This window comes from Phenylobacterium sp., from assembly GCF_965229015.1.
GTDB lineage: Bacteria > Pseudomonadota > Alphaproteobacteria > Caulobacterales > Caulobacteraceae > Phenylobacterium.
The window spans coordinates 553,005-576,489 of the sequence record NZ_CBDDIM010000002.1; the positions used below are offsets into that span (position 1 = coordinate 553,005).

Annotated in this window: 23 protein-coding genes; 6 read left to right on the top strand and 17 right to left on the bottom strand. The window is 70.0% G+C overall.

Going from position 1 to position 23,485, the window contains the following annotated elements; genetic code table 11:
* Nucleotides 1-22: 22 nt before the first annotated feature.
* The 5 genes from ACO06I_RS18975 to rpmH all read right to left on the bottom strand — a co-directional run bounded on the left by ACO06I_RS18975 (nucleotide 23) and on the right by rpmH (nucleotide 3,617).
* Nucleotides 23-517: a hypothetical protein gene (locus ACO06I_RS18975; RefSeq protein ID WP_421934183.1), complete on the bottom strand. Its 495-nt coding sequence runs from the start codon at nucleotides 515-517 to the stop codon at nucleotides 23-25.
* A gap of 65 nt (nucleotides 518-582) precedes the next feature.
* A complete protein-coding gene (gene yihA / locus ACO06I_RS18980) occupies nucleotides 583-1,260 on the bottom strand; it encodes a ribosome biogenesis GTP-binding protein YihA/YsxC (protein ID WP_421934184.1) in 678 nt (225 codons plus the stop codon).
* A complete protein-coding gene (gene yidC / locus ACO06I_RS18985; protein ID WP_421934185.1) occupies nucleotides 1,257-3,053 on the bottom strand; it encodes a membrane protein insertase YidC in 1,797 nt (598 codons plus the stop codon). Before yidC ends, yihA begins: the two co-directional genes overlap by 4 nt.
* A gap of 13 nt (nucleotides 3,054-3,066) precedes the next feature.
* The gene (rnpA, locus tag ACO06I_RS18990) at nucleotides 3,067-3,459 is read right to left on the bottom strand and encodes a ribonuclease P protein component (RefSeq protein ID WP_421934186.1); all 393 of its coding nucleotides are present in this window, start codon (nucleotides 3,457-3,459) and stop codon (nucleotides 3,067-3,069) included.
* A gap of 23 nt (nucleotides 3,460-3,482) precedes the next feature.
* The gene (gene rpmH / locus ACO06I_RS18995; RefSeq protein WP_215343146.1) at nucleotides 3,483-3,617 is read right to left on the bottom strand and encodes a 50S ribosomal protein L34; all 135 of its coding nucleotides are present in this window, start codon (nucleotides 3,615-3,617) and stop codon (nucleotides 3,483-3,485) included.
* 96 nt (nucleotides 3,618-3,713) lie between these two features.
* On the opposite strand from rpmH, the gene ACO06I_RS19000 reads away from it, so the two are divergent.
* Nucleotides 3,714-4,391 (top strand): hypothetical protein, encoded by a 678-nt coding sequence (locus tag ACO06I_RS19000; RefSeq protein WP_421934187.1) that lies wholly within the window; start codon nucleotides 3,714-3,716, stop codon nucleotides 4,389-4,391.
* Here the strand turns inward: ACO06I_RS19000 and ACO06I_RS19005 are convergent.
* Both ACO06I_RS19005 and map read right to left on the bottom strand, forming a co-directional pair.
* Nucleotides 4,388-5,170, bottom strand: a complete 783-nt coding sequence (locus ACO06I_RS19005; RefSeq protein ID WP_421934188.1) for a M15 family metallopeptidase — start codon at nucleotides 5,168-5,170, stop codon at nucleotides 4,388-4,390. The genes ACO06I_RS19000 and ACO06I_RS19005 overlap by 4 nt on opposite strands.
* 4 nt (nucleotides 5,171-5,174) lie before the next feature.
* The gene (gene map, locus ACO06I_RS19010; protein ID WP_421934189.1) at nucleotides 5,175-5,921 is read right to left on the bottom strand and encodes a type I methionyl aminopeptidase; all 747 of its coding nucleotides are present in this window, start codon (nucleotides 5,919-5,921) and stop codon (nucleotides 5,175-5,177) included.
* Nucleotides 5,922-6,037: 116 nt separating this feature from the next.
* Between map and ACO06I_RS19015 the strand changes: the two genes are divergently transcribed.
* A complete protein-coding gene (locus ACO06I_RS19015) occupies nucleotides 6,038-7,276 on the top strand; it encodes a hypothetical protein (RefSeq protein WP_421934190.1) in 1,239 nt (412 codons plus the stop codon).
* On the opposite strand, the gene ACO06I_RS19020 is transcribed toward ACO06I_RS19015, so the two are convergent.
* The 8 genes from ACO06I_RS19020 to ACO06I_RS19055 form a co-directional block, all read right to left on the bottom strand.
* A complete protein-coding gene (locus tag ACO06I_RS19020) occupies nucleotides 7,273-7,743 on the bottom strand; it encodes a DUF6882 domain-containing protein (RefSeq protein WP_421934191.1) in 471 nt (156 codons plus the stop codon). The genes ACO06I_RS19015 and ACO06I_RS19020 overlap by 4 nt on opposite strands.
* Nucleotides 7,744-7,747: 4 nt before the next feature.
* Nucleotides 7,748-8,731: an NADPH:quinone oxidoreductase family protein gene (locus ACO06I_RS19025; RefSeq protein ID WP_421934192.1), complete on the bottom strand. Its 984-nt coding sequence runs from the start codon at nucleotides 8,729-8,731 to the stop codon at nucleotides 7,748-7,750.
* Nucleotides 8,731-9,777, bottom strand: coding sequence for an alpha/beta hydrolase (locus ACO06I_RS19030; RefSeq protein ID WP_421934193.1), 1,047 nt, complete (start codon nucleotides 9,775-9,777; stop codon nucleotides 8,731-8,733). Before ACO06I_RS19030 ends, ACO06I_RS19025 begins: the two co-directional genes overlap by 1 nt.
* 1 nt (nucleotide 9,778) lies before the next feature.
* Nucleotides 9,779-10,402 carry a TetR/AcrR family transcriptional regulator gene (locus tag ACO06I_RS19035; protein WP_421934194.1) on the bottom strand — a complete coding sequence of 208 codons (624 nt, stop codon included), beginning with the start codon at nucleotides 10,400-10,402 and terminating at the stop codon, nucleotides 9,779-9,781.
* 81 nt (nucleotides 10,403-10,483) lie between these two features.
* The gene (locus ACO06I_RS19040) at nucleotides 10,484-10,894 is read right to left on the bottom strand and encodes a hypothetical protein (RefSeq protein ID WP_421934195.1); all 411 of its coding nucleotides are present in this window, start codon (nucleotides 10,892-10,894) and stop codon (nucleotides 10,484-10,486) included.
* 34 nt (nucleotides 10,895-10,928) lie between these two features.
* The gene (locus ACO06I_RS19045) at nucleotides 10,929-11,273 is read right to left on the bottom strand and encodes a hypothetical protein (RefSeq protein ID WP_421934196.1); all 345 of its coding nucleotides are present in this window, start codon (nucleotides 11,271-11,273) and stop codon (nucleotides 10,929-10,931) included.
* Nucleotides 11,274-11,316: 43 nt separating this feature from the next.
* Nucleotides 11,317-12,228 (bottom strand): SDR family oxidoreductase, encoded by a 912-nt coding sequence (locus ACO06I_RS19050; RefSeq protein WP_421934197.1) that lies wholly within the window; start codon nucleotides 12,226-12,228, stop codon nucleotides 11,317-11,319.
* Nucleotides 12,229-12,349: 121 nt separating this feature from the next.
* The gene (locus ACO06I_RS19055) at nucleotides 12,350-14,311 is read right to left on the bottom strand and encodes a methyl-accepting chemotaxis protein (protein ID WP_421934198.1); all 1,962 of its coding nucleotides are present in this window, start codon (nucleotides 14,309-14,311) and stop codon (nucleotides 12,350-12,352) included.
* Nucleotides 14,312-14,547: 236 nt separating this feature from the next.
* Between ACO06I_RS19055 and ACO06I_RS19060 the strand changes: the two genes are divergently transcribed.
* Nucleotides 14,548-14,856: a hypothetical protein gene (locus ACO06I_RS19060; protein ID WP_421934199.1), complete on the top strand. Its 309-nt coding sequence runs from the start codon at nucleotides 14,548-14,550 to the stop codon at nucleotides 14,854-14,856.
* A 145-nt stretch (nucleotides 14,857-15,001) separates the two neighbouring features.
* Here ACO06I_RS19060 and ACO06I_RS19065 read toward each other — a convergent pair whose 3' ends face one another.
* Nucleotides 15,002-15,805 (bottom strand): DUF72 domain-containing protein, encoded by an 804-nt coding sequence (locus tag ACO06I_RS19065; RefSeq protein WP_421934200.1) that lies wholly within the window; start codon nucleotides 15,803-15,805, stop codon nucleotides 15,002-15,004.
* A gap of 13 nt (nucleotides 15,806-15,818) precedes the next feature.
* Nucleotides 15,819-17,477 (bottom strand): M28 family metallopeptidase, encoded by a 1,659-nt coding sequence (locus ACO06I_RS19070; RefSeq protein WP_421934201.1) that lies wholly within the window; start codon nucleotides 17,475-17,477, stop codon nucleotides 15,819-15,821.
* A 304-nt stretch (nucleotides 17,478-17,781) separates the two neighbouring features.
* On the opposite strand from ACO06I_RS19070, the gene ACO06I_RS19075 reads away from it, so the two are divergent.
* From ACO06I_RS19075 to ACO06I_RS19085, 3 genes are read left to right on the top strand one after another with little or no spacing between them, the layout of a single operon-like run.
* Entirely contained in the window at nucleotides 17,782-19,212 is a 1,431-nt protein-coding gene (locus ACO06I_RS19075; protein WP_421934202.1) for an efflux transporter outer membrane subunit, read from the top strand.
* Between the two features lie 2 nt (nucleotides 19,213-19,214).
* Nucleotides 19,215-20,330 (top strand): efflux RND transporter periplasmic adaptor subunit, encoded by a 1,116-nt coding sequence (locus ACO06I_RS19080; protein ID WP_421934203.1) that lies wholly within the window; start codon nucleotides 19,215-19,217, stop codon nucleotides 20,328-20,330.
* A complete protein-coding gene (locus tag ACO06I_RS19085; protein ID WP_421934204.1) occupies nucleotides 20,327-23,467 on the top strand; it encodes an efflux RND transporter permease subunit in 3,141 nt (1,046 codons plus the stop codon). Before ACO06I_RS19080 ends, ACO06I_RS19085 begins: the two co-directional genes overlap by 4 nt.
* Nucleotides 23,468-23,485 lie beyond the last annotated feature (18 nt).

The window sequence follows — 23,485 nt, forward strand, 5'->3', positions numbered from 1 at the left end:
GACGGAGTCAGAGGGAAGGGGCTCAGCCCTGCAGGACCACCAGTAGGACGGGGATCACCAGGCCGGCCGCCAGCAGGCCGCGGATCAGGCCCTTGCGGCGGGTGGAGGTCAGCGCCATCCAGAGGCCCAGGGCGGTGGAGGCGACCAGCCCCGCAGCCACCAGCAGGAACAGCCATTTCAGGGCGGTGACCGCCATGGGCTTGGCCTTGGCCGGGGCGGCGTGGTCGTCGTCATGGTCGGCGGCCGGCGCCTTGGCGGCCGCGGGCGCGGCGGTGGGCGGCCGCTTGGGCTTGGCGGCGAAGCGCTGGTTCTTGTGCAGCTCCCCCAGCTTCTCGACGACGGCGGCGGGCTGGTAGGCGCCGTGGGCCTCGTGCAGGGCGAAGAGCTGCAGGGCGCCGGTCACGGCGAAGAACAGGATGCTGGGGGCGATGAAGACCCCCAGATAGGTGTGCCAGCGGCGCACGGTCATCATCAGGGCGGCGGGGTTGCGCCGGGGCGCGGTGTCGGGAGCGGCCAAGTTCGGTCTCCGGAAGCTATGGCGAAGGTTCGCCCCCGGTCTTAGGCCGCGCCGGGCCGCGGCGCCTAATCGGTGACGGCGGGGGGCTCGGTGAGGGGCAGGACCTCGCAGGCCGCTGCCACCTCGGCGCGCAGCTCGGGGATGCCCGTGCCCTTCTCCGAGGAGGTGGCCAGGACGCGGGGGAAGGCCGCGGGGCGCTTGGCGATGGCCTTCTGGGTCGCCGCCACCAGGGCGGCGACCTCGGCGGGCTTCATCTTGTCGGCCTTGGTGAGGATGATCTGGTAGGAGACCGCGGCCTTGTCGAAGGCGTCCATCGGCTCGATGTCGACCTCCTTGAGGCCGTGACGGGCGTCGATCAGCAGATAGGCCCGCTTCAGGTTCGCCCGGCCGCGCAGGTAGTCGCGGCCCAGGTTCTGGAACTTCTTCGTCGTGATCTTGGAGGCGCGGGCCCAGCCGTAGCCTGGCAGGTCGACGAGGCGGATGGCGTCGTCGAGGACGAAGAAGTTCACCTCGCGGGTGCGGCCGGGCTCGTTGGAGGCCCGGGCCAGCTTCTTGTGTCCCACCAGGGCGTTGATCAGCGAGGACTTGCCGACGTTGGAGCGGCCGGCGAAGGCGACCTCGGGCATGTCCGACGGCGGCAGGCCGTCCACCGAGACGGCCCCCATAAGGAAGGTGGCCTGGCGCGCGAAGAGGACGCGCGCGGCCTCGATCTCGGCCTCGTCGAAGGTCCCGTCGGTGTTCACTCTTGGAGCCTGGGCTTGCCGGTGATCTTGGCGATCAGGCTGTCGATGGGGTTATCCACCTTGAAGCGCCGCATGATGATGTACTGCTGGATGATGGTCAGGATGTTGGACCAGGTCCAGTAGATCAGCAGGCCCACGGCGAAGGGGGCCATGATGAACGTGAAGATGATCGGCATGAACTGGAAGATCTTCTGCTGGACGGGATCTCCGGCCGGCGGGTTCATCGAGGTGGTGAGCCACATGGTCACGCCGTAGGCCAGCGCCAGGGCGCCGATGTGCAGGGTGGTGTCCAGCAGGCCGCCGACCATGGGCAGGCTGGCGGGGTTCCACGGGATCAGGCCAAACAGGTTCCAGACGGTGGAGGGGTCGCGGGCCGAGAGGTCCTGGATCCAGCCGAAGAAGGGAGCGTGCCGCATCTCGATGGTGACGGTCAGCACCTTGTACAGGGCGTAGAAGACCGGGATCTGCAGCAGCATGGGAAGGCAACCGGTGACCGGGTTGATCTTCTCCTTCTGATAGAGGGCCATCAGCTCGGTCTGCTGCTTGGTGGCGTCGTCCTTGTATTTCGCGCGCAGCGCCTCGATCTGGGGCTGCACCTTCTTCATCTTGGTGATCGACTCGTAGCTCTTGTTGGCGAGCGGGAAGAAGACCACCTTCACCGCCACGGTGAGCAGCAGGATGGCGATGCCGAAGTTGCCGACGTGGCTGTGGATGAACTCCAGGAACTGGAACAGCGGCCGGGTGAAGAACCAGAACATGCCCCAGTCGACGGCCTGGTCGAAGCGCGGCACGCCGAGATTGGTCTCATAGGCCTTCAGGACCGGAACGGTCTTGGCGCCGCCGAAGAAGCGCTGGGTCTCGGTGACCTGACGGCCGGGGGCGATGACGCGGGCGGCGCCCACATAGTTGGCCTCGAAGATATCGAAACCGCCGCTCTTGGTGACGCGGAACTGGCTCTGGACCGCCTCGGTCTGGGCCGGGATCAGGGCCGCCAGCCAGTACTTGTCGGTGATGCCGGCCCAGCCGCCGGTGGTGGGATAGGTCGAGCCGCCGTCCTTGGACCACTTCTTGAACTTGATCAGCCGCAGCTCATTGCCCAGCCAACCCACGGCGCCTTCGTGGACAATGGAGTTCTTGCCGATGTCGGCGGGCAGGCCCTGGCGCTGCACCGAGCCGTAGGGGGCCAGCGTCACCGCCGCCGTCCCGGTGTTGGCCACGGTGTCGGCGATGGTGAACATGAAGCGGTCATCCACCGAGATCTGCCGCGTGAAGGTCAGGCCCGCGCCGTTGGTGGTGGACAGCGTGATCGGGGCGCCGGGCGCCAGGGTCGCGCCCTGGGTCTGGGTCCAGACGGTGTCGGCGGTGGGCAGGCCGGGCACATTGGCGCCGGCCCAGCCGAACTCGGCGAACTGGGCGTGCTGGGCGCCCTCGGGACGCAGCAGCTCCACCGGCGGGGAGTCCTTGGCCACCGTCTCGCGGTACTGCTTCAGATAGAGATCATCCAGGCGGGCGCCGCGCAGGGAGATGGAGCCCGACAGCGCCGGGGTCTCGATGCGCACCCGGGGGCTGGCGGCGGCGGCCACCTGGCGGGAGACCAGGGCCTCGGCGGCGGTGGGCGGGGCCTTGGTGAGGTTCTGGGCCTGGACCTGGGCGCTGGCGGCCGGCGGGTTGCGGGCCAGCTCGGCCTCCCGCTGCTTGGCGCGCGGGCCCATGACCAGGAACTGGTAGGCCAGCAGCAGCGCCATCGCCGAGACCACGAAGATGATCGTGTTGCGGTTTGAGTTGTCTTGCATGAGGGGCGCGCGCTCAAACGGAAGGGGGAGGAGCGCGGTCGGGCGCGCGGGTGTCGCTATCGGCGCCGAGGCTTATCAGCGCGCTTTTCACATCGTCAAGCAAACGCGCCCAGGGGCGCGTCGGCGCGCCGCCCCGGGCGATGAAGACATAGTCGAAGCCAGGCTTGCCCAGGACCGGCACGAGGGCGCGGGCGGCCTCGCGCATCCGGCGCTTGGCGCGGTTGCGAACCACCGCGCCGCCGACCTTGCGGGTGGCGGTGAAACCGATCCGGACGAGGGGACGATCATCGGCCCGATGGCGGGCCTGCAGCACCACGGCGCCGCGGGCGCACGAGGGAGCCTTGGCCGCGGCCAGGAAATCAGGCCGGATCTTCAGATGTTCGATGGGAAAGACGGGGTCCGTCATGCGGACGCCCCAAGACCCTGGTATTAGGCGGTCAGGCGCTTACGGCCCTTGGCGCGCCGACGGGCGATCACCTTCTGGCCGTTCTTGGTGGCCATGCGCGAACGCCAGCCGTGCCGGCGTGCGCGCACGAGACGGGAGGGCTGGAAAGTGCGTTTCACGGGACTGGCTCCGGGTCGAAATCGAGCGGCGGGGAATAAGGGGTGGGGCAGGCGATGTCAACCGTTAGCGGTCAAAGGTTTAGGATCGATCACGTGGTGATCCGCGCGTTGGACCGTGACGGGGTGGCGGCCAAGGTCGTCGCCCTGTCCGGGCGGCCTCTGCTGGCGGGCTATCGGGCGGGGGACCCGCAGGGTTCGGTAGGGGTGCGGTTCGCCAACGGACCCTTCCTGGACATCTTCGGAGAGAGCGCCACCCCGGCCGCCCTGATCCTGCAGGGGTCCCTCTCCGACCTGGAGTCCCTGGCCGGCGCCAAGGGCTGGGCCTTCCGCAGCCACCGGCGCGAGACGATCACCGATCCGGCCCAGGACCAGCCCTGGTCCATGCTGATGTTCCGCCGCGGCCAGGGCCTGCTGACCCAGATCTCGGCCATCGAATATGCCGACGATCCGGCCCCCTGGGCCCTGCCGGACTTCTCAGGGCCCCTCTATCCTCCCGACAGCCCGCCGGACGCCGGAACGCGGCTGCGACGGGTCTGGGTGGGCGCCCAGGACCTGCCGGAGGCGGCGGGGAGCCTGGCGGCGCTGGGGTTCGTGGCCGCCGGACCCGTCCATTCGGAATTCCCGCCCCACGACGGCACCCTCTATCGCGGCCCCCGGGCCGACCTGGTGCTGTTTTCGGGACCCGACGGGGTGGCGCGGCTGGACATCGACGGGCGCGAACTGCAGCGGATCGCGCTGACCGCCGATCTCGCCCTGGTGGCCGGAGAGGCCTAGGGCCTGCGGCGGCGGGGCAGGAGCTCCGGGCGGTACTCGAAGTGCATGGTGTCGAAATGCCGCCACCGGCCGCCCCAGATGAAACCGTGGCGCTCGAAGACGGCGACGATCTCCGGGGGGATGCGATTGGCCCAGACCGCGTCCTCGCCGCCCTTCCACAGCCAGTAGTCGGACCAGGCGGTGGCGATGTCGATGGCCGCGCCATAGGCGTGCATGCTGCGCCGGCCGGTCCCCGCCACCACCCGGCAGTTGAAGGCGCCGGCGGTGGGCACAAGATACCGGGTCATCTCCGGCGGCAGTTTCTCCAGGTCGGCCACCACCGCCTCCAGGGCGCGGTCGACGCCGTTGACGGTGGTGACGTTGACGGTCCCGCCCTGGCGCGCGGGCATCCAGGCCACCCTGCGCATGTGGGCCTGGAAGGGGCGGGTCGAACAGTCGCCGTACATCTTCAGGAACAGGGGCTCGTAGCGCGCCCGGCCGGGATCGCCGCGGGGCGGCTTCCTCTGCGGGCCGCGGCGATAGGTCTGGGCGAACATGTCGGCGATGTCGGCCTGGTCCAGCCCCTGTTCGGAGGCCTCGCCCGGCCGCCCGTCGGAGATCGGGAAGACCGCGCCGTCGACCATCACCACCTGGCCGCCCCGCACCGCCTTCACCTGGTCCGGATAGGCCCAGGCCAGGGCCGAGGGCCGGTGGGGCGGGGCCAGGCGCGCGGAGAGGGTGGCGCACCCGCTCAGCAGCAGGCCCGCGGCGATGGCCAGTCCCGCCCCCCAGCGGTTCATGGCCTCAGGCTAGGGTGAGGATCACCGGCCCGCGGGCGGTGGCCACCAGGGTGTGTTCGTATTGCACCGTGGGCTGGCCGCCGGCGGGGCGCAGGGTCCAGCCGTCCGCCAGCTCCTCGACCCAGTCGGCGCCGAGGGACAGGAAGGGCTCGATGGTGAAGACCAGGCCCTCGGAGATGCGGCGCTCGTCGCGGGGCTCGTACCAGGTGGGGATGTCGCCGGGCTCGTCGTGCAGGGAGCGGCCGACCCCGTGGGAGGCCAGGTTGCGCACCAGGCTGTAGCCGTTCTTGCGGGCGAAGCCCTCGATGGACCGGCCGATCTCGTTGAGCTTGGCGCCCGGCCGCACCGAGCGGATGCCGGTCCACATGGCGCGGCGCCCGTCGCGGCACAGGCGCTCGATCTTCGGCGCGGTCGGCGGCACCGCGAAGCTGGCGCCGGTGTCGCCAAAGAAGCCGTCGATCTCGGCGGAGACGTCGATGTTCACCAGGTCGCCGGCCTTGATGACCGTGTCGTCGGGGATGCCATGGGCGCAGGCCGGCCCCACCGAGATGCAGGTGGCGCCGGGGAAGTCGTAGGTGACCTCCGGGGCTGAGCGCGCGCCCTCACGCTCCAGCATGGCCCGGCCGAGCTGGTCCAGTTCGCGGGTGGTGATCCCCGGCTCCAGGGCCGCGCCCATGGCCGTGAGCGTGCGGGCCACGAGGTTTCCGGCCGCCCGCAGTTTGTCGAGTTCGTCTTCGCTACCGATGGTCATGGGACGAAGATGGCGCCGAATGGGCTGCAGCCCAAGGGGCCGCGACATTGCCGCGTTGTAAGTTGTGACGCGGGCGACGCCCGGCATAGTTCGCCCGTCCTGAGGGGGAACTTCCGATGCGCGTCCTGTTGTCGATCCTGGCGGCCCTGGGCCTGGCGAGCGCCGCGGCCGCCCAGACCGCGGCGCCGGTGGACACCCGCGCCCTGCTGGCGGCCAACACCCGGCCCTTCACCTATGCGGACGGCAGGCTGGCCGGGCCGGGCGCCGACTTCCTGATGGGACAGATGGCCAAGGCCCAGTTCGTGCTGCTGGGGGAGAGCCACCACGACCACGAGGTGCCGATCTTCGCCGGCGCCCTCTATGGCCGGCTGCGGCAGGATCTGGGCTTCCGCTACCTGGCGGTGGAGCAGGACCCGCTGGCGATCGCCGACCTCAACAGCCCCGCCTATCGGGGCGACCTGAAGAAGATCGCCGCCTTCTCCCGCAGCCATCCGACCCATCTCGGCTTCTCCTCGGACCAGGACCTGGGCTTCCTGGCCCAGGCCACCGCCTCCGCCCGCCCGGGGGACCCCTCGGTCTGGGGCCTGGAGCAGGCCCAGGGCTCGATCCGCTACCTGGAGGAGCTGGTCGCCCTGGCGCCCAACGCCGGCGTCCGCGCGACCGCCCAGGCCCTGCTGGCGGAGGCCCGCGCAAAGGAGAGCCGGACCAGCCCCGGCGGCTTCATCCACGACGATCCCACCACCCTGCCGCGGCTCACCGCCCTGAAGGCCGCCTTCGCCGCCAAGCCGGGTTCGCGCGCCGACGTCCTGCTGACCGGGATCGTCACCTCGGCGGAGATCTATTCCTACAATCGCCGCGCCATGGCCGGGGAGCGGGTGGGGCTCTACAACAACACCGAGCGCGAGGCCCTCTTCAAGCGCGCCTTCATGGACCACTACCGCCAGGTAGCGCGGGCCGGCGCCCCGCCCAAGGTGATGTTCAAGTTCGGCAGCTGGCACATGTACCGCGGCCGCAGCCCGGGCGGCGCCTTCACCCTCGGCAATTTCGCCCACGAACTGGCCATCTCGAACGGACGCGAGGCCTATGGGATCGTGGTGGTCCCGGTGGGCGGATACAATTCCGACGTCACCGAGGAGGGGGAATGGATGAAGGCCCTGTTCCCCGACGGCCCGCCCAAACAGCCGGTGGTGGTCGACCTGCGGCCCCTGCATCCCTGGTCGCGGGCCTTCGCGGGCCAGGTTCCGGTCGAACAGCAGGCGGCCCTGCGGGACTACATCTTCGCCCACGACGCCATCGTGGTGCTGCCGAACAGCTCCAAGGCCACCTGGGACCTGACGGGGTTCCCGGTCCCCTAGCTCGCGAAGGCGATGTCCTTGATGAGCAGGAAGAGGGGCGTGTTGGCGTCGGGCGCGCGATAGGCCCCCATGGCGCCGGTGAGGTGAGCCGCGATCGCGGTCAGTTCCCAGGCCAGCTGCATGGTGTTGGCGGCCTGCGCATGCTGTTCGACAAGCTCCAGGATCCCATGCTCCTCCCCATGGCGGCGGGTGGCCAGCGCGTCCTCGCAGACCGCGTCGGGCCAGTGGGGGTTGGCCCAGGCCCACAGCCAGTCGCCGGCCTGGACCGAGACACTGCCCACGATCTGGATCGTCGCCACCACCTTGGGCCCGCTGGCGTCCGAGAAGGTCAGGGTTCCGGCCTCGAGGTCGTAGTCGTAGCGGGGCCAGTGGCTGAGCCTGAAGTCGCCATAGATGCGGGCGTTCTTCGCTTCCAGCGCCCTCCAGGCCGCCTGTCGCCAGTCGGCGTACTCCTGGGCGGCCACCACGCGCCTAGAGGTCCGGCCGTACGATGGTCTTGCCCACGACCTTGCGCTCGGCGAGGCTTTCGAACGCCGCCCGCCATTCCGTCAGCGGATATTCGTGGTCGACGCGGGGGTGGACCTTGCCCTCATTGGCCAGCGCCCAGACGGCGGCGATGTTCTCGCGGCCCTTCTCGGGGAACTGGCGGCCGTACTCGCCGGCCCGGACGCCCATCACCGAGAAGCCCTTGATCAGGGCCATGTTCACCGGCAGCACCGGCAGGCGGCCGGAGGTGAAGCCGATGGAGAGGATGCGGCCGTTGAAGGCGATGCAGCGGACGCTCTCGTCGAAGACGTCGCCCCCCACGGGGTCGTAGATCACGTCGGCCCCGCGGCCGCCGGTGATCTCCTTGACCTTCTCGCGGAAGCCGCCGGTGACGTTCACCGTGGCGTCGGGCGCGTATTCGCGGGCCACGATCGCCAGTTTCTCGTCCGAGGCCGAGGCGGCGATCACCTTGCAGCCGAGATGCTTGGCCAGGTCGACGGCGGCGAGGCCCACCCCGCCGGCGGCGCCGTGCACCAGCACCCATTCGCCCGGCTCCACCTGGGCGCGGCGGACGAGGGAGACATAGGCGGTCAGATAGGCGGTGGCGTAGCCGGCGGCCTGGCTGAAGGAGAGGTTGGCGGGCTTGGGCCGCAGGGCCGCGGCCGGAGTGACGGCATATTCCGAGAAGCCGCCGATGCGGGCGCCGCCGACGACGGCGTCGCCGAGCTTCCACTGGGTGACGCCCTCCCCCAGGGCTTCCACCTCGCCGGCGATCTCCATGCCGGGAATGAAGGGCAGGGGCGGCTTGTGCTGGTACTCGCCGCGGGTCTGCAGCAGGTCGGGGAAGTTGACGGCGGCGGCCTTCACGCGGATCCGCACCTCGCCCGGACCGGGGTCCGGCGTCGGGATCTCCTTGAGCACGCAGCCGCCATAGTCGGCGGCCAGGGCCTCCACCACCAGGGCGCGCATCAGTGGATCCGCCCTTCGAAGCCCTCGCGCACCAAGCCGGCGATCTCGCGGCCGGCGGTGTCGGCGCAGGGGACGGCCCCGGTGAAGGCGGTGAAGCCGTGGGCCAGGCTGTCATAGCAGCGATAGACGGTGGGGACCCCGGCGTCCTTCAGCCGCTTGGCGTAGGCCTCGCCCTGGTCCACCAGGGGGTCGAAGCCGGCGGTCACCACCACGGCCGGCGCCAGGCCCGAGAGGTCCGGCGCGCGCACCGGCGACAGGCGCGGATCGGCGGGGTCGGCCTCGGGGCCCATATAGTGTCCCATGAACCAGTCCATCATCGCCCGGCTAAGGGGGAAGGCCTCCGCATAGGTGGTCATCGACGCGGTTTCGCTGGCCACATCAGTGCAGGGATAGATCAGCAGCTGCAGGTCGGGCTGGGCCTCCCCGGCGCGCTTGAGTTCCTGGGCGACGATGGCGGCGAAATTGCCCCCCATGGAGTCGCCGCCGATGGCCGCGCGGCCGGCCGGCGCCCCGAAGCGGGCGGCGTTGTCGCGGCCCCAGCGGTAGGCGGCCAGCACGTCCTCCAGCCCGGCGGGGAAGCGGTGCTCCGGCGCCAGGCGGTATTCCACCGACAGCACCGGACAGCGGGCGATCCTGGCGAGGATTCCGCAAAAGGTGTCGCAGGTCTCCAGGTCGCCGATCACCCCGCCGCCGAAGTGGGCGAAGACCATCAGGGGCGCGGCGGGGTCCTGGTTGTCGGGGCGGTAGGCGCGGGCGGGGATGGATTCTGCGCCGCCCGGAATGCTGACGCTCTCGGTGCGCACCCCGGGCTCGGGGGGACCACCGAGGGCGGCCAGGCCCTGCGTGTTGGCCCGCCGGGCCTCCTCGGGGCTGAGGGTGGTCATGGCCGGGGCGCGGGCGGCGCCGGCGGCCAGGAACTGCAGGCGCGGATCGAGGGTGCGGCCGCCGCGATAGACCACGCCGCCGCCCGAGAGCAGGCGCAGGATCGGGGCGGGCAGGGAGAGCAGGGTGCGGACCACGAACCGCTGGGCTGAGACGCTGGCCATCCTAGACCGGAGACTTGGGCAGCCCCTTCACGCCCCCCTCGATGAGCGCGACCACGAAGTCGGCGGCGGCCTTGGTGTCGATGGGGCGGCGGGCGACCATCTTCTCGCCGACCTCGCGAGCGATGGCGATGCAGGCGGCGGCCAGATAGTCCGGATCGGCGCCGGGGGCGCCGCCGCGGGCGATCTCGTCGACGATGGCCTGGCGCACCTCGTTGAACACCGCGGCCATTTCCGGGGTCTCGCCGTGCACGTGAGGAATAGGCTCGTCCACCGGGCGCCGGGCCAACCAGCTTTTGTGCTCGTCGGCCAGGAAGCCGAAATAGGCCTCGATGGCGGCCCGTACGAAGCTCGACCAGTCGGCCGACTGCGCCCGCTGGGCCTTCAGTAGCGGGGTGAAGCGCCGGGCGCCCTCGTCGGAGAGGGCGACATAGACCTCATCCTTGGAGCGGTAATAGTTGTAGAAGGTGCCGGCCGCGAGGCCGGTGCGCCGGATGATGTCGCGCACCGTGCAGGCCTCGTACCCCAACTCCCCGAACACCTCGCGCGCGGCGTCGAGAATGGCCTGGCGATTCTGGACCTTGGTCTGTTCGCGTTTGCCGACCGGTAGATAAGCGACCTGGGACATCTATTCCTGAAATCAAATCGTGACGGGTGTCATACTAGACACTCGAACCCCGCCTCGCCAACCGCCACGCGTTGCGGGCGATCAGCCGGGCTTGGCCGCGCCCCAGGTGAGGATGGCGGTGGAGCCGCCGTTGGCCTCCGGCAGGGCCTGGATGCGCACCGTGCGGTCGCCGTCCTGGGCCGAGAACACCTTCGATCCGCCCTGGTCCAGGTCCAGGCCCGGGCGCAGGCCGGCGGCCGCCGCGCCGTCCTTGTAGAGGGCGACGATGGTGTCGGGGGCGTCGGGGCTGGTGAAGCCCACCGCCCCGCCGATCTTGCCGGGAGTCGAATCGCCCTGGGTGCAGAGGGTGACCTTGGCGCCGGGATAGACCGGGGCGTAGGCGGGCAGGCCGGCGCAGGCGATGGGGGCGGCCGCCGGCTTGGCCTGCTGGGCCGCCTTGGGGCCGCAGGCGGCGAGGGCCAGGAGGGCGGCGGCGGTGAACAGGGGCTTCATGGCGGGGGGCTCCGAGAGGTCGGCGGCCACGATGTCAGCCGGGGACGGCGCTCGCAACCGGGCTGGGGGCGTCGCACTTGGCCCGGCACTGACCCCAGGTGGGGGCGCAGTCCTCGGCCCCGTCGCTGGCCAGGCAGAAATAATAGGACTGGGCGCAGGTCAGACGGCATTGGCCGGCCTCGCCGGCCACGGGCGTCTCGGCCAGGGTGCGCAGGGGAATGGGGAGCTGGGGCGCGAGGTCGACGGCGGGGGTCTGCGGCGTGCTCACGCCGACGGGGGCCGGCGGGTCGGCCGACTGCGACCCGCGCAGGGCGGGCGCCGCCAGGGCCGGAGCGGCCAGGACCAGGATCAGCGCCACGAGGGGGAGGGCTTTGCGCATGCCCCACCCTCGCAGCGCGATCTTAAGACCGCGTTAACCATGATCAGACCGTTCGGGCGGCCCGGTCCTTGGCGTTGGTGGCCTGGATGGACTCCTTGGCGGCGGCCCACTGGTCGTCGGTCCAGGCCCGCAGGCCCGAGAAGTTGCCCCCCGAGGCCTGCCAGGCCGCGCCGTCGATGGCGATGGTCTGGCCGTTCACATAGGCCGACAGGGGGTGCAGCAGGTAGACCGCCAGATTGGCCAGCTCCCGCATCTCGCCGACCCGTCCCATGGGGTTGCCGGTGCGGCTGGCCTGGCCGTCGTCGCGCGCCTCGCCCGGATTGAGGCGGGCGCTCATCCCCTCCGTGGGGAAGGGGCCGGGGGCGATGTTGTTGAAGCGGATGCCGTAGGGACCCCATTCCACCGCCAGGGACTGGCTCATGGTGGCCAGGCCCGCCTTGGACATGGCCGAGGGCACGGTGAAGGGGCCGCCGTTCCAGATCCAGGTGGTGAGGATGGAGACCACCGAGGCCTTCCGGCCCTCGGCGATCCAGCGCTTGCCAGCGTCCAGGGTGACGAAGAAGGAGCCGCGGAAGACGATGTTGGCGATGGCGTCGAAGCCGCGCGGCGACAGGTCCTGGGTGCGGCTGATGAAGTTGCCCGCGGCGTTGTTGACCAGGCCGGTGAGCGCCCCGCCGTCGGCCCAGATCTGGTCCATCATGTCGGTGATCGCCTCGGGCACGCGGATGTCGCAGGCGATGCCCACCACCTTGCCCCCGTGGGCGGCCATCAGGTCCTTGGCCGCGGCCTCCACCACCCCGCCGCGGCGGCCGCAGATATAGACCTCGGCCCCCAGGATCAGGCAGGCCTCGGCCATCACCTTGCCCAGGCCCGTGCCGCCGCCGGTGATCAGGATCCGTTCGCCCTTCATCAGGCCTGGCCGGAACATCAGGTCGTCTTGGGTCAGTTCAGCCATGGCGGCGCTCCTCCTTATCGTTGGAGGAAGTGCGCGCCGCTGACGCCGGGTCGGTCAAATGAAAAGGGGGACCGCCTTGCAGCGGTCCCCCTTCAGACGCCCCTTTGGAAGTCAGAAGCTCTTAGAACTCTTCCCAGCTGTCGTCCTCGGCCTGGGGCTGTTGGGCGAGGGCGGTGTTCCCGCGGGTGGCCGGGGCGTACTGGGCCTGGGACCGCGGGGCCGGGGCGTGACGCGCCGGGGCGGCCTGTTGACGTTCGGGCGCGCGGCTGGAGGCCGCAGCCCCGCCGGAGACCCGGAAGCGGCCCACCAGGCGGGCCAGCTCCTCGGCCTCGTCGGCCAGGACACGGCTGGCGGCGGTGGATTCCTCCACCATGGCCGCGTTCTGCTGGGTGACCTGGTCCATCTGGTTGACGGCGGTGTTCACCTGGCCGAGGCCAAGCGCCTCTTCCTTGGCCGAGGCGGCGATCTCGCCCACCACGTTGGAGATCTCGCCGACCTGGCGCACGATGCGCTCCAGCGCCTTGCCGGTCTCGTCCACCAGACCCACGCCCTCGGCGACCTGTTGGGTCGAGGCCGAGATGAGCGCCTTGATCTCCTTGGCCGCTTCGGCCGAGCGCTGGGCCAGGGCCCGGACCTCGGAGGCGACCACGGCGAAGCCCTTGCCGGACTCCCCGGCGCGGGCGGCTTCCACCCCGGCGTTCAGGGCCAGCAGGTTGGTCTGGAAGGCGATCTCGTCGACCACGCCGATGATCTGGCTGATCTTGTTGGAACCTTCCTGGATCGAGTTCATGGCCACGACCGCCTTGCGGACGATCTCGCCGGACTGTTCGGCGTCGGTCTTGGCCGAGGCGGTGGCCTCGCGGCCGTGGGTGGCGCCCTCGGAGGTCTTGTTGACGGTGGCGGTGATCTGGTCGAGGGCCGCGGCGGTCTCTTCCAGGGTCGCGGCCTGGTGCTCGGTGCGGCGCGACAGATCGTCGGCCGAGTGGCTGATCTCGCCAGCGCCCGACTGGATGGAGGCCGTCGCGCCGGCGATGGCGGTCATGGCTTCTTCCAGCTTGGCCACGGCGGCGTTGAAGTCGTCGCGAAGCTTGCGGTAGTCGCCCGGGAACTCGGTCTCGACCCGGTAGGTCAGGTCGCCGGAGGCGAGCGCGTCCAGGGCGCGAGCCAGGTTGGTGACCACATTGGCCTGTTCCTCGGCGATGGCCGCCGCGGCTTCGGCGTTCTGGCGGCGGGCGGCCTCGGCGGAGGCCTCGGCGGTCTCGCTCTCCTGGCGCAGCTTCTCCAGGTGGAGCTGGTTGTCGCGGAAGACGGTCAGGGAGGAGACGATGGCGCCGAGCTCGTCCTTACGGGCCAGGGCGTCGAGATTGATGCTGTTGTCGCCGCGCGACAGGGCCTCGGTGGCGCTGGCGATCTTCTTGACGTCGCGGCGCAGGGTCAGGGTCAGGCTGACGGCCAGGGCGCCGGCGATCAGCAGGGTGGCCAGGGCGCCCACCATGGTCATGGTCTGGGCGGTCTTGGCGCGCTCGCCGCTCTCGGCGGCGCTCTTGTCGGTGACCGCCTGGCCGGCTTCCACGATCTTGTGGAGGGTGGCGCTCATCTTGCCGTATTCTTCTTCGAACGGGGCGGCGAAGCCGGCGGCCGTGCCGAAGTCGGCGGTGATCATGGCGCAGATGACGTCCAGGGCGTCGCGGGTGTTGCCGAGCGCCTTGATCAGTTCGTCATAGGATTTCTTCTGATCGGCCGGGGCGGTCTTGCGGGCGGTTTCCACCTCCTTCTTGATCGAGTCGATCTCGGCGAGCATGGCCTTGGAATCGGCGTCGATCTTCTCCACCTCGATGGAGGCCGCCTGGTGGGTCAGCAGGAAATAGAGCTGGCCGTGAACGGCGGTGATCCGTTCGGAGACCTTCTGCATCCGCAGACTGTTGGGCATGTCCACCTGGACCACCTGCCGCAGTTCGGCGGCCTGGCCGCGTTGCAGGATGATGGCTCCGGTGGCCAGACAGGCCAGCATGACCAGTGCGAAAGCGGGCGCGAAGCCGATCTTGATGATCAGCGGCGTATCCACGAGCCTGAAGCGCTTCACTCTAAAATCCCCCGTAAACACGGTTAGCGACGCGGTCACCATGCCGCGAGGTTGCTAACCAAACGTCACCGAAATGAGTTGGGGGCGAATTGGGGGTCGCGACTCCCACTATAGAGACTCGAAAATGTGATCTTGGCGTTTACTGTTGATTAACCACAAATCGGGTGGCCCGGATCAGACTCTCTTAACCTGAATGCTTCAACCTCCACTTGTCCAAATCTAGAAAGGAGTGGGGCATGAAAAATATCATCAAGATCTTGGGCGGTTGCGCCCTGGCTCTGGCCGTCGCCGGTTCGGCGTCTGCCGGGAGCTTCGAGGACAGCATGGGCCGTTGCCTGACGAAGAACGCTAATACGCGGGACGCGGCCATGGTCATGCTGGAATGCACCGCTGACGCCGGCAAGCTTTCGGGCTGCAAGGTGCTGGATAACACCCAACCCAACAAGGGGTTCGACAAGGCCGCGCTCTGCGTCGCCGAAGCGCTGCCCATGGGGTCGAAGACCGGGGTCGTTAAGGTCCCGATGCGCTTCCCGGGCGGCGGCTAGACCGCAGCTCCAAGAATCATCATTCTTGCAAATCACACCTCCGGCCCCCTGGGCCGGAGGTGTTTTGTTATGGGCCGAGCCCGCGCTGGAGACCTGAAATAACGCCGTGCGGCAGATTGTCGCAACCTGGACGGGTCGGCCCGGCCTAGCGATTCACGCGGCTGATGAGCGCCATGGCCGCGGCCGGGGCGCGGACCTTCCCCTCGTGGATGAAGTAGCTGAACACGTCCACCGGCTGCTCGGCCGGCGCCGTGCGGTCCACCGGCGTCAGGTCGTCGGGGCAGCGGCCCTGGGCGTACTGGCCAAACCGACGCGCCCAGAGGTCCAGGCCGTCGGCCGGATAGCCGGTCTCGATGTCGTCGGAGCCGTCCAGCAGGCGGGCGTAGACGAAGTCGGCGGTGACGTCGGGGATCATCGGATAGCGGTCGTTCTCCGACACGCAGATGGCGACGTTGCGATGGCGGCACATGGCGATGAAGGCCACGTCGAGGAAGCTGGCGTTGCGCACCTCCACCACGTGCCGCAGCTTCAGGCCCCCTTGGGTCCTGGGCAGCAGGTCGAGGAAGGCCTCGAAGTCGGCGGGCTCGAACGTCTTGGTGGGCATGAACTGCCACAGGATCGGCCCAAGCCGGTCCCCCAGCTCGACGATCCCCTGGTTCAGGAACTTGCCGATCGACTCCCCCGACTGGGCCAGGATCTTGCGGTTGGTGCAGAACCGCGAGGCCTTGACGGAGAAGATGAAGCCCTCGGGGGTGGCCGCCTTCCACTTGGCGAAGGTCTCGGGCTTCTGGGACGAATAGTAGGTGGAGTTGATCTCGATGGTGGTGAGGTGGCGGCTGGCGTAGGCGAGCTCGTCGGCCTGCTTGAGGCCGTCGGGATAGAAGACCCCGCGCCAGGGCTCGAAGGTCCAGCCTCCGATGCCGGCGCGGATGACGCCTGCCTTCGCCATGCCGCCCGCTCTCCTACTTGCGCGCCGAGGCGGTCTTGTCCCGCTCGGCCTTGAACTCCGACCCGGCCTTCCATTCCGGCCACTCGCGGGAATTGGCGAGCCTGGTCCCCAGGTCCAGCAGCATCTCGGCGTTCTGGGCCGCGCCGGTCAGGTCCCAGTCGGCGGAATATTCGTCGGCCGGCTGGTGGTACTTGTCGGTGGTGTAGGCCTTCTGCAGGGCCTCGCCGCGGGCCTTGCCGCCGTTCACCAGGTCCTGGCCGCCTCCGAAGGAGATGGCCGGCACGCCGCGCTTGGCGAAGGAGAAGTGGTCGGAGCGGAAGAAGCTGCCGGCGCCCGGACGCGGATCGGGGCTGTAGGTCATGTGGTAGCCCTTGGCGACCTCGATCAGATCGTCCTGCAGGGTCAGCGGCGCGTCGCCGGAGGTGCCGAAGTCCCGCGACGGGCCGTTGACCGATGCGCCATCCATGTTGATGTCGGCCACGGTGGTGGCGAGGGGATAAAGCGGGTTGGCGGCGTAGTATTCCGACCCCAGCAGGCCCTTCTCCTCGGCGGTGACCGCCAGGAACAGCATCGAGCGCTCGGTGCGCGGCTGGGCCGCGGCCGCCCGGGCCATCTCGATCAGCACCGAGGTCCCCGAGGCGTTGTCCAGGGCGCCGTTATAGATCCGGTCGCCCTTGGCGTCGGGCAGGCCGACCCCCAGGTGGTCCCAGTGGGCGGTGTAGATCACCTTGTCCTCGGGGTGCTTGGTCCCCGGCAGCAGGCCCGCCACGTTCTTCGACACGATCTTCTTGGCGTCGACGGCGATGTCGGTGGAGAAGGTCACGCCCTTCAGGGTCACCGGCTTGAAGTCGCGGGTCTGGGCCTGCTTCTTCAGGGCCTCGAAATCCAGGCCCGAGGCCTTGAACAGCTCCACGGCCGGATCACGTTGGATCCAGGCCTCGATCGGGGCGTGGGCCTTGGTGGGGTCGGCGCGGATGATGTCGAAGACGGTGTTGGTGTTGGAGTTCTTCACCGTGTTCCAGCCGTAGGAGGCCGGGGCCGTCTCGTGGATGACGATGAAGCCGACGGCGCCTTGGCGGGCGGCCTCCTCGTACTTGTAGGTCCAGCGGCCGTAGTAGGTCATGGCCTTGCCGCCGAAGTCGCCCTGGCCGGTCTCGAAGTCGGGGTCGTTGACCAGGACGAGCGCGATCTTGCCCTTCAGGTCCACGCCCTTGAAGTCGTCCCAGTTGCGCTCGGGCGCCTTGACGCCGTAGCCGACGAAGACGACCGGGGCGTCCTTCACGCTCACGTGGTCGACCCCGGTCTGGGGCGCGCGGATGGCGATCTGCTCGCCCTGGGCCCAGGTCTGGACCTGGCCATTGACGGTGACGCTGACCTTGATGGGGTCCTTGTTGTCGAACTGCGCCAGCGGCACGTCCTGGGTCCAGGCCCGCGCGCCGTCCTTCTGCAGGTCGCCGCCGGGCTGCAGGCCCGCGGCCTTGAACTGGTCGGTGAGGTACTGGACCGTCTTCACCTCGCCGGCGGTGGCCGGGCCGCGACCCTCGAAGGCGTCGGAGGCCAGGATCTTGACGTGGTCGGCGATCTTCGCCGGATCGATGTCGGCGGCGCCCGCGGGCGCGCCCAGGGCCAGAACCGCCCACGCGCATGCGCCGGCCAGGAGGAATTGTTTCATGAATACACTCAAGGAAGGACCAGATTTGCCCCGACCCTAGCGAGCCCCTGGCCCCGGCGCTAGAGCATGTTGGGCCAGGGGTCGGGCCGAATGTCATCCGGCGCGGGATGGTTCAATCTTGAACGATCCAACCCGGAATGAGTGTGACCCGCGCGCCGCACCGGCAAGCGCGCAGGCGGTTTGTAACGTCGCTGCAATCCGCCGGTCGGCTTGCTATGATCAAGGGAGCTTCAGCTAACCGCGTCGCGCCTCCCCAAAGCCGATACACTCGGCGGCGATTCGCGGTCTGACAACGACAGAGATCATGCGCCCCGCCACATTCGTAGCCGGACTGGCCTGTCTGACGCTTGCCGCATGCGCTTCGGCGCGCAAGCCCGACATCGCCCTGCCCGCCGCCTTCGAGGCGCCCCAGCCCGCCCAGGCGTCCATCGACGCCGCGGCCCTCGACCGCTGGTGGACCCAGTTCAACGACCCGGTGCTGACCAATCTGATCGAGCAGGCCCTGGTGGCCGCGCCGGATTCCCGCTCGGCCGCCGCGCGGCTGACCGAGGCCCGCGCCACCTCCTCCAACGCCCTGATCGCCTTCCTGCCCCAGGGCAACGCCGCGGGCTCCACCAAGGAGACCCACACCACCCAGACCTCCGGGACGGTGGTCAACATTCCGGGCTTCTCCACCAACGGGGAGAGCACCACCTCCAACGCCAGCCTGAACGTGAGCTGGGAGGTCGACCTGTTCGGCCGGATCTTCGCGGTGGCCAAGGCCGCCCGCGGGGACACCAACGCCGCCGAGGCCAGCTATGAGGGCGCCCGCGCCAGCCTGGCGGCCAATGTCGCCGACACCTATTTCCAGGCTCGCGGCCAGGCCATCCAGCTCGAGGACGCGCGCGAGACAGCCCGCATCCAGCAAGCGCTGCAGCGCGTGGCCAACACCAAGGCCGAGCGCGGCCTGGGCTCCGCCTCCGACGCCGACCGGGTGGCCGGGGACCTGGCCCAGGCCGAGGGCCAGGCCGCCAGCCTGGAGGCCGAGCTGAAGGCCACGCGCCGCACCCTGCTGGTGCTGGTGGGCCGCGGGATCGATCCCCTGGCCAGCATTCCCACCCCCGCCAGCGTCGGCGAGATCCCGCCGGTCCCGGCCACGGTGCCCGGCCAGCTGCTGGCTCGGCGCCCCGACGTGCGCCAGGCCGAGGCCGGGGTCCGCTCAGCCGCCGGCCGCCTGACCTACGCCAAGCTCGCCTTCTTCCCGACCTTCACCCTGACCCCGGGCATCGGCCTCTCCAAGACCGAGCAGCCGGGTTACGAGTCCTCGACCCGCAACTGGTCGATCGGGGCGGGCCTGACCCAGCCGATCCTGTCGATCCCCAAGCTGCTCCAGGACCTCAAGGCCCAGGACGCCCGCACCGAACAGGCGGTCATCGCCTATGAGAAGGCGGTGCAGACCGCCTATGGCGAGGCCGACAGCGCGCTGACGCGGCTGGAGTCCGATCGCCGCCGGGTCGACCTGCTCACCGACGGGGAGCGTCGCGCCGAGCGGGCCTACGAGGCCAGTCGCGTGCGCTACGCCGCCGGCATCGACGATCTTCAGACGGCGCTCGGCGCCGAGCAGTCCTGGCGCACGACGCGGTCGGCCCTGACCAGCGCCCAGGTCCAGGCCCTGCGCCGCGCCGTCCAGACCTACAAGGCCCTGGGAGGCGGCTGGCCCGCCACCCCGGCGCTCGCAAAGCAAGAGGCACGCTAGACGTGACGAGAACGCCCCAAATCCTCACGCTCGCCCTGATGGCGGCCCTGTCCCTGTCGGCCTGCGGCAAGAAGCCCGCGGTCAAGGAGACCGACGCCCAGCGCGCCCGCGCCGTGCGGGTGGTCAAGGTCGAGCCCCGGGCCATCATCGGCTCCCTCACCGCCTCCGGCGTGCTCACGCCCCGCGAGGAGGCCGCCGTCCTGCCCGAGGTCACCGGCTACCGGGTCGCCCGGGTGCTGGCCGACGCCGGCCAGTATGTCCGCGCCGGACAGACCCTGGTCCAGCTCGACGGCGCCCTGATCGCCGCCCAGGTGGAGCAGCAGGGCGCCCTCGCCGCCCAGAGCGCCATCCAGGCCGAGCAGGCCGAGGCCCAGGCCGCCCGGGTGAAGGGTCTCGACGGCCAGGGTGTGCTCTCCCAGGAGCAGCTCGACCAGCGCCGCTTCCAGGCCCGGGCCGCGCGGGCCACCGCCAACGCCCAGGCCGCGGCCTACAAGGACGCCCGCACCCGGGCCGGCAAGCTCGCCGTCACCGCGCCGGTCTCCGGCCTGGTGCTGGAGCGCAACGTGCGCCCCGGCGACCTGTCGGCCGGGGGCTCGACCCCCTGGTTCCGCATCGCCCAGGGCGGCGAGGTGGAGCTGCTGGCCGAACTTTCCGAAGAGGACCTGGCCCGGGTCCGCCCCGGCCAGCGCGCCAGCGTGGTGCTCGCCACCGGCTCCAGCGCCGAGGGTTATGTCCGGCTGGTCTCGCCCCAGGTGAACGCCCAGAGCAAGCTCGGCACGGTGCGCGTCCGCCTGCCGGTCCGCGCCGACATCCGCTCCGGCGGCTACGGCCGGGCCCTGTTCGCCGACGCCGTGGGCCAGAGCCTGGCGGTGCCGGAGACCGCCGTGCGCTATGACGCCGACGGCGCCAGCGTGATGGTGGTGGGCGCCGACAACCGCGTGAAGCGGGTGGCCGTGACCACCGGGCCCCGCGGCTCGGGCCTGGTGTCCCTGCTCAAGGGCCCGTCGGCCGGTTCCCGCGTGGTGCTGAACGCCGCGGCCTTCCTGCTGGACGGTGACGTGGTGCGCCCGGTCGAGGGCGCGGCTCCGGTCGCCAAGCCCGCGAGCGTCAAGAAATGAGCCCCGCGCCGCACGATCACGACTCCGGAGGCGCCTTCCAGATATCCTCCTGGGCGATCCGCAACCCCGTCCCGGTGGCGGTGCTGTTCATCGCGCTGGTCCTGGCCGGGATGATTTCCTACGGCGGGCTGCCGGTGAAGCAGTTCCCGAACGTCCAGTTCCCCATGGTCTCGATCACCGTGACCCAATCGGGGGCCGCGCCCGGCGAGATGGAGACCCAGATCACCCGGCCGGTGGAGGACGCCATCGCCGGCATCTCCAACGTCAAGAACATCTATTCGACGGTGAGCCTCGGGGTCTCCTCCACCAATGTGGAGTTCGAGCTCGGCGAGGATCTGCAGAAGAAGACCGACGAGGTCCGCTCCCGCATGGACCAGACCCGGGCCATCCTGCCGCGCGAGATCGACGAGCCGACGGTCACCCGGGTGGAGCTGGATAGCCAGCCCATCCTGACCTATGCGGTGGCCGCGCCGGCCATGTCGGACGCCGACCTCTCCTGGTTCGTCGACGACACCATCGCCCGCGAGCTGCAGACCGAGAAGGGGGTCTCCCAGATCGCCCGCGTCGGCGGGGTGAACCGCGAGATCAACGTCCTCATCGACCCCGACCGCATGGCGGCCCGGGGCCTGACCGCGCCCCAGGTGAACAACGCCCTGCGCGGCTTCGACATCGACGCCCCGGGCGGCCGGGTCTCGGTCGGCGGGCGCGAGCAGACCTTGCGCATCCTGGGGGCGGTCAACACCCTCAACGCCCTGCGCGAGCTGACCATCCCCACCGGCGGCGGGCGCTATGTGAAGCTCACCGACGTGGCCGAGGTCGGCGACGGCTCCAGCGAGGTGCGCGGCTTCGCCCGCTTCAACGGCGCGCCGGTGGTGGGCTTCCAGGTGATGAAGACCCGCGACTCCAGCGACGTCGGCGTCGACGACGCGGTGATCAAGGCGGTCGCCAAGATGGAGAAGGCCCATCCGGGGGTGAAGTTCACCCGCATCTTCTCCTCGGTGGACGAGACCCGGGCCAGCTTCCGCGCCACCCAGCACGTGCTGTTGGAGGGCATGATCCTCGCGGCCCTGGTGGTGTTCCTGTTCCTGCGCGACTGGCGCTCGACCATGATCACCGCCTTCGCCATGCCGATCTCGCTGATCCCGACCTTCTTCTTCATGAAGCTGTTCGGCTTCTCCCTGAACGTGGTGACCCTGCTGGCCCTGACCCTGGTGGTTGGGATCCTGGTGGACGACGCCATCGTCGAGATCGAGAACATCGAGAAACGGGTGGCCCAGGGCATGCAGCCCTTCCAGGCGGCCCTGCAGGGGGCCGACGCCATCGGCCTGGCGGTGGTGGCCACAACCATGGCCATCGTCGTGGTGTTCACCCCGGTCAGCTTCATGAAGGGCATGGCCGGCCAGTTCTTCCGGGAGTTCGGCCTCACCGTCTCGGTGGCGGTGCTGTTCTCCCTGGTGGTGGCGCGATTGCTGACGCCGCTGATGGCCGCCTATCTGCTGAAGCCCACCGCCCACCCGACGGCGCGCAAGCCCTTCGAGGGCTTCTACCGCAACGCCCTGGAATGGGCCCTGGACCACCGTATCGTGGCCTGCATCCTCGGCGGCGTGATGTTCGTCGGCTCCCTGTTCCTGGTGCCAATGCTGCCCCAGGGCTTCCAGCCGGCCGGCGACCCCGACTACATCTATGTCGACCTGCAGGGCCCGCCCGGCGCGACGGTCGAGGCCATGGAGGACGTCGCCCAAAGGGTCAGCGCCATCTTCGTGGGCCGCCCCGGCGTCCGCGGCGTCTTCGCCCAGGTCGGCTCCACCGCCAGCGGCGGCGGCCCGGGCTTCGGCGGCGGCGGTGGCGGCAGCGACCTGCGCAACGGCACCGTCACCGTCCTGCTGGACGAGCACCGCTCAATAACCGGCGACGAGCTCAAGGCCCAGACTCGCCAGGCCCTGCGCGAGGTGCCCGACGCCCGCATCACGTTCCTCGACTTCCAGGGCGGCGCCGGCCTCCAGGCCATCCTCGCCTCCAACGATCCGGCGGCGCTCACGGCCGCCTCGCTGGAGCTGGAAAAGCAGATGCGGACCATCGACATCATCGCCGATCCGCACGCCTCGGCGCCCCCCATCGGGCCCGAGCTGATCGTGCGTCCGCGGGCCGACGAGGCCGCTCGCCTCGGCGTGTCGGTGGACACCATCGCCCAGGTGGCCCGCGTCGCCACCGTTGGCGATATCGACGCCAATGTGGCCAAGCTGACCTCCGGCGAGCGCCGCATCCCGATCCGCATCCGCATGCCGGCCAACGCCCGGGGCGATCTGGAGCGCATCAAGGCCCTGCGCATCCCCACCGTCACCGGGGGGACCACCACCCTGGACGCGGTGGCAGATGTCAGCTTCCAGGCCGGCCCGGCCAAGATCGAGCGGCTGAACCGCAAGCGCCAGCTGACCATCCAGGCCGAGCTGAACGGCGCCGAGCTCGGGGACGCCTACAAGCGGGTCCGGGCCCTGCCGATCATGAAGCACCTGCCGGCCGGGGTCGCCCCCGCCGAGACCGGCCAGTTGGAGGCCCAGCAGGAGCTGTTCGGCTCCTTCGGCATGGCGGTGTTCGCCGGGGTGGCCATGATCTTCGGCGTGCTGGTCCTGCTGTTCCGCAGCTTCTTCAAGCCGGTGGTGATCCTCTCGGCCCTGCCGCTGGCGGTGGGCGGGGCCTTCTTCGGCCTTTTGGTGTTCAACCTGTCGCTCTCGATCCCGTCCCTGATCGGCTTCCTGATGCTGATGGGCCTGGCGGCGAAGAACTCCATCCTGCTGGTGGAGTACGCCATCGAGCGCGAGCGCGACGGCATGCCCCAGCGCGACGCCATCCTGGAAGCCTGCCGCGAGCGGGCCCGGCCGATCGTCATGACCACCATGGCCATGGCCGCGGGCATGCTGCCCACCGCCTTCGCCCTGGAGAAGGGCGCGGAGTTCCGTCAGCCCATGGCCGTGGCGGTGATCGGCGGCCTGATCACCTCGACCCTGCTGTCCCTGGTCCTGGTGCCGGTGGTCTACGAGATGATCGACGACTTCGAGATGTGGCTGCGGCCGCGTCTGGCCAAGCTGGTGACCCCCCGCGAGGCTCCGGCGGTCGCCGCCCCCGAGGATCGGCTCTAGGCTTTTCAACTCCACCTG

Bases quoted from the DNA above. Each gene is read 5' to 3' on its own strand.
- yidC (WP_421934185.1), bottom strand. From the start codon at position 3,053: ATGCAAGACAACTCAAACCGCAACACGATCATCTTCGTGGTCTCGGCG.
- rnpA (WP_421934186.1), bottom strand. From the start codon at position 3,459: ATGACGGACCCCGTCTTTCCCATCGAACATCTGAAGATCCGGCCTGAT.
- ACO06I_RS19005 (WP_421934188.1), bottom strand. From the start codon at position 5,170: ATGAACCGCTGGGGGGCGGGACTGGCCATCGCCGCGGGCCTGCTGCTG.
- map (WP_421934189.1), bottom strand. From the start codon at position 5,921: ATGACCATCGGTAGCGAAGACGAACTCGACAAACTGCGGGCGGCCGGA.
- ACO06I_RS19015 (WP_421934190.1), top strand. From the start codon at position 6,038: ATGCGCGTCCTGTTGTCGATCCTGGCGGCCCTGGGCCTGGCGAGCGCC.
- ACO06I_RS19025 (WP_421934192.1), bottom strand. From the start codon at position 8,731: ATGCGCGCCCTGGTGGTGGAGGCCCTGGCCGCCGACTATGGCGGCTGC.
- ACO06I_RS19030 (WP_421934193.1), bottom strand. From the start codon at position 9,777: ATGGCCAGCGTCTCAGCCCAGCGGTTCGTGGTCCGCACCCTGCTCTCC.
- ACO06I_RS19035 (WP_421934194.1), bottom strand. From the start codon at position 10,402: ATGTCCCAGGTCGCTTATCTACCGGTCGGCAAACGCGAACAGACCAAG.
- ACO06I_RS19040 (WP_421934195.1), bottom strand. From the start codon at position 10,894: ATGAAGCCCCTGTTCACCGCCGCCGCCCTCCTGGCCCTCGCCGCCTGC.
- ACO06I_RS19045 (WP_421934196.1), bottom strand. From the start codon at position 11,273: ATGCGCAAAGCCCTCCCCCTCGTGGCGCTGATCCTGGTCCTGGCCGCT.
- ACO06I_RS19050 (WP_421934197.1), bottom strand. From the start codon at position 12,228: ATGGCTGAACTGACCCAAGACGACCTGATGTTCCGGCCAGGCCTGATG.
- ACO06I_RS19060 (WP_421934199.1), top strand. From the start codon at position 14,548: ATGAAAAATATCATCAAGATCTTGGGCGGTTGCGCCCTGGCTCTGGCC.
- ACO06I_RS19065 (WP_421934200.1), bottom strand. From the start codon at position 15,805: ATGGCGAAGGCAGGCGTCATCCGCGCCGGCATCGGAGGCTGGACCTTC.
- ACO06I_RS19070 (WP_421934201.1), bottom strand. From the start codon at position 17,477: ATGAAACAATTCCTCCTGGCCGGCGCATGCGCGTGGGCGGTTCTGGCC.
- ACO06I_RS19075 (WP_421934202.1), top strand. From the start codon at position 17,782: ATGCGCCCCGCCACATTCGTAGCCGGACTGGCCTGTCTGACGCTTGCC.
- ACO06I_RS19085 (WP_421934204.1), top strand. From the start codon at position 20,327: ATGAGCCCCGCGCCGCACGATCACGACTCCGGAGGCGCCTTCCAGATA.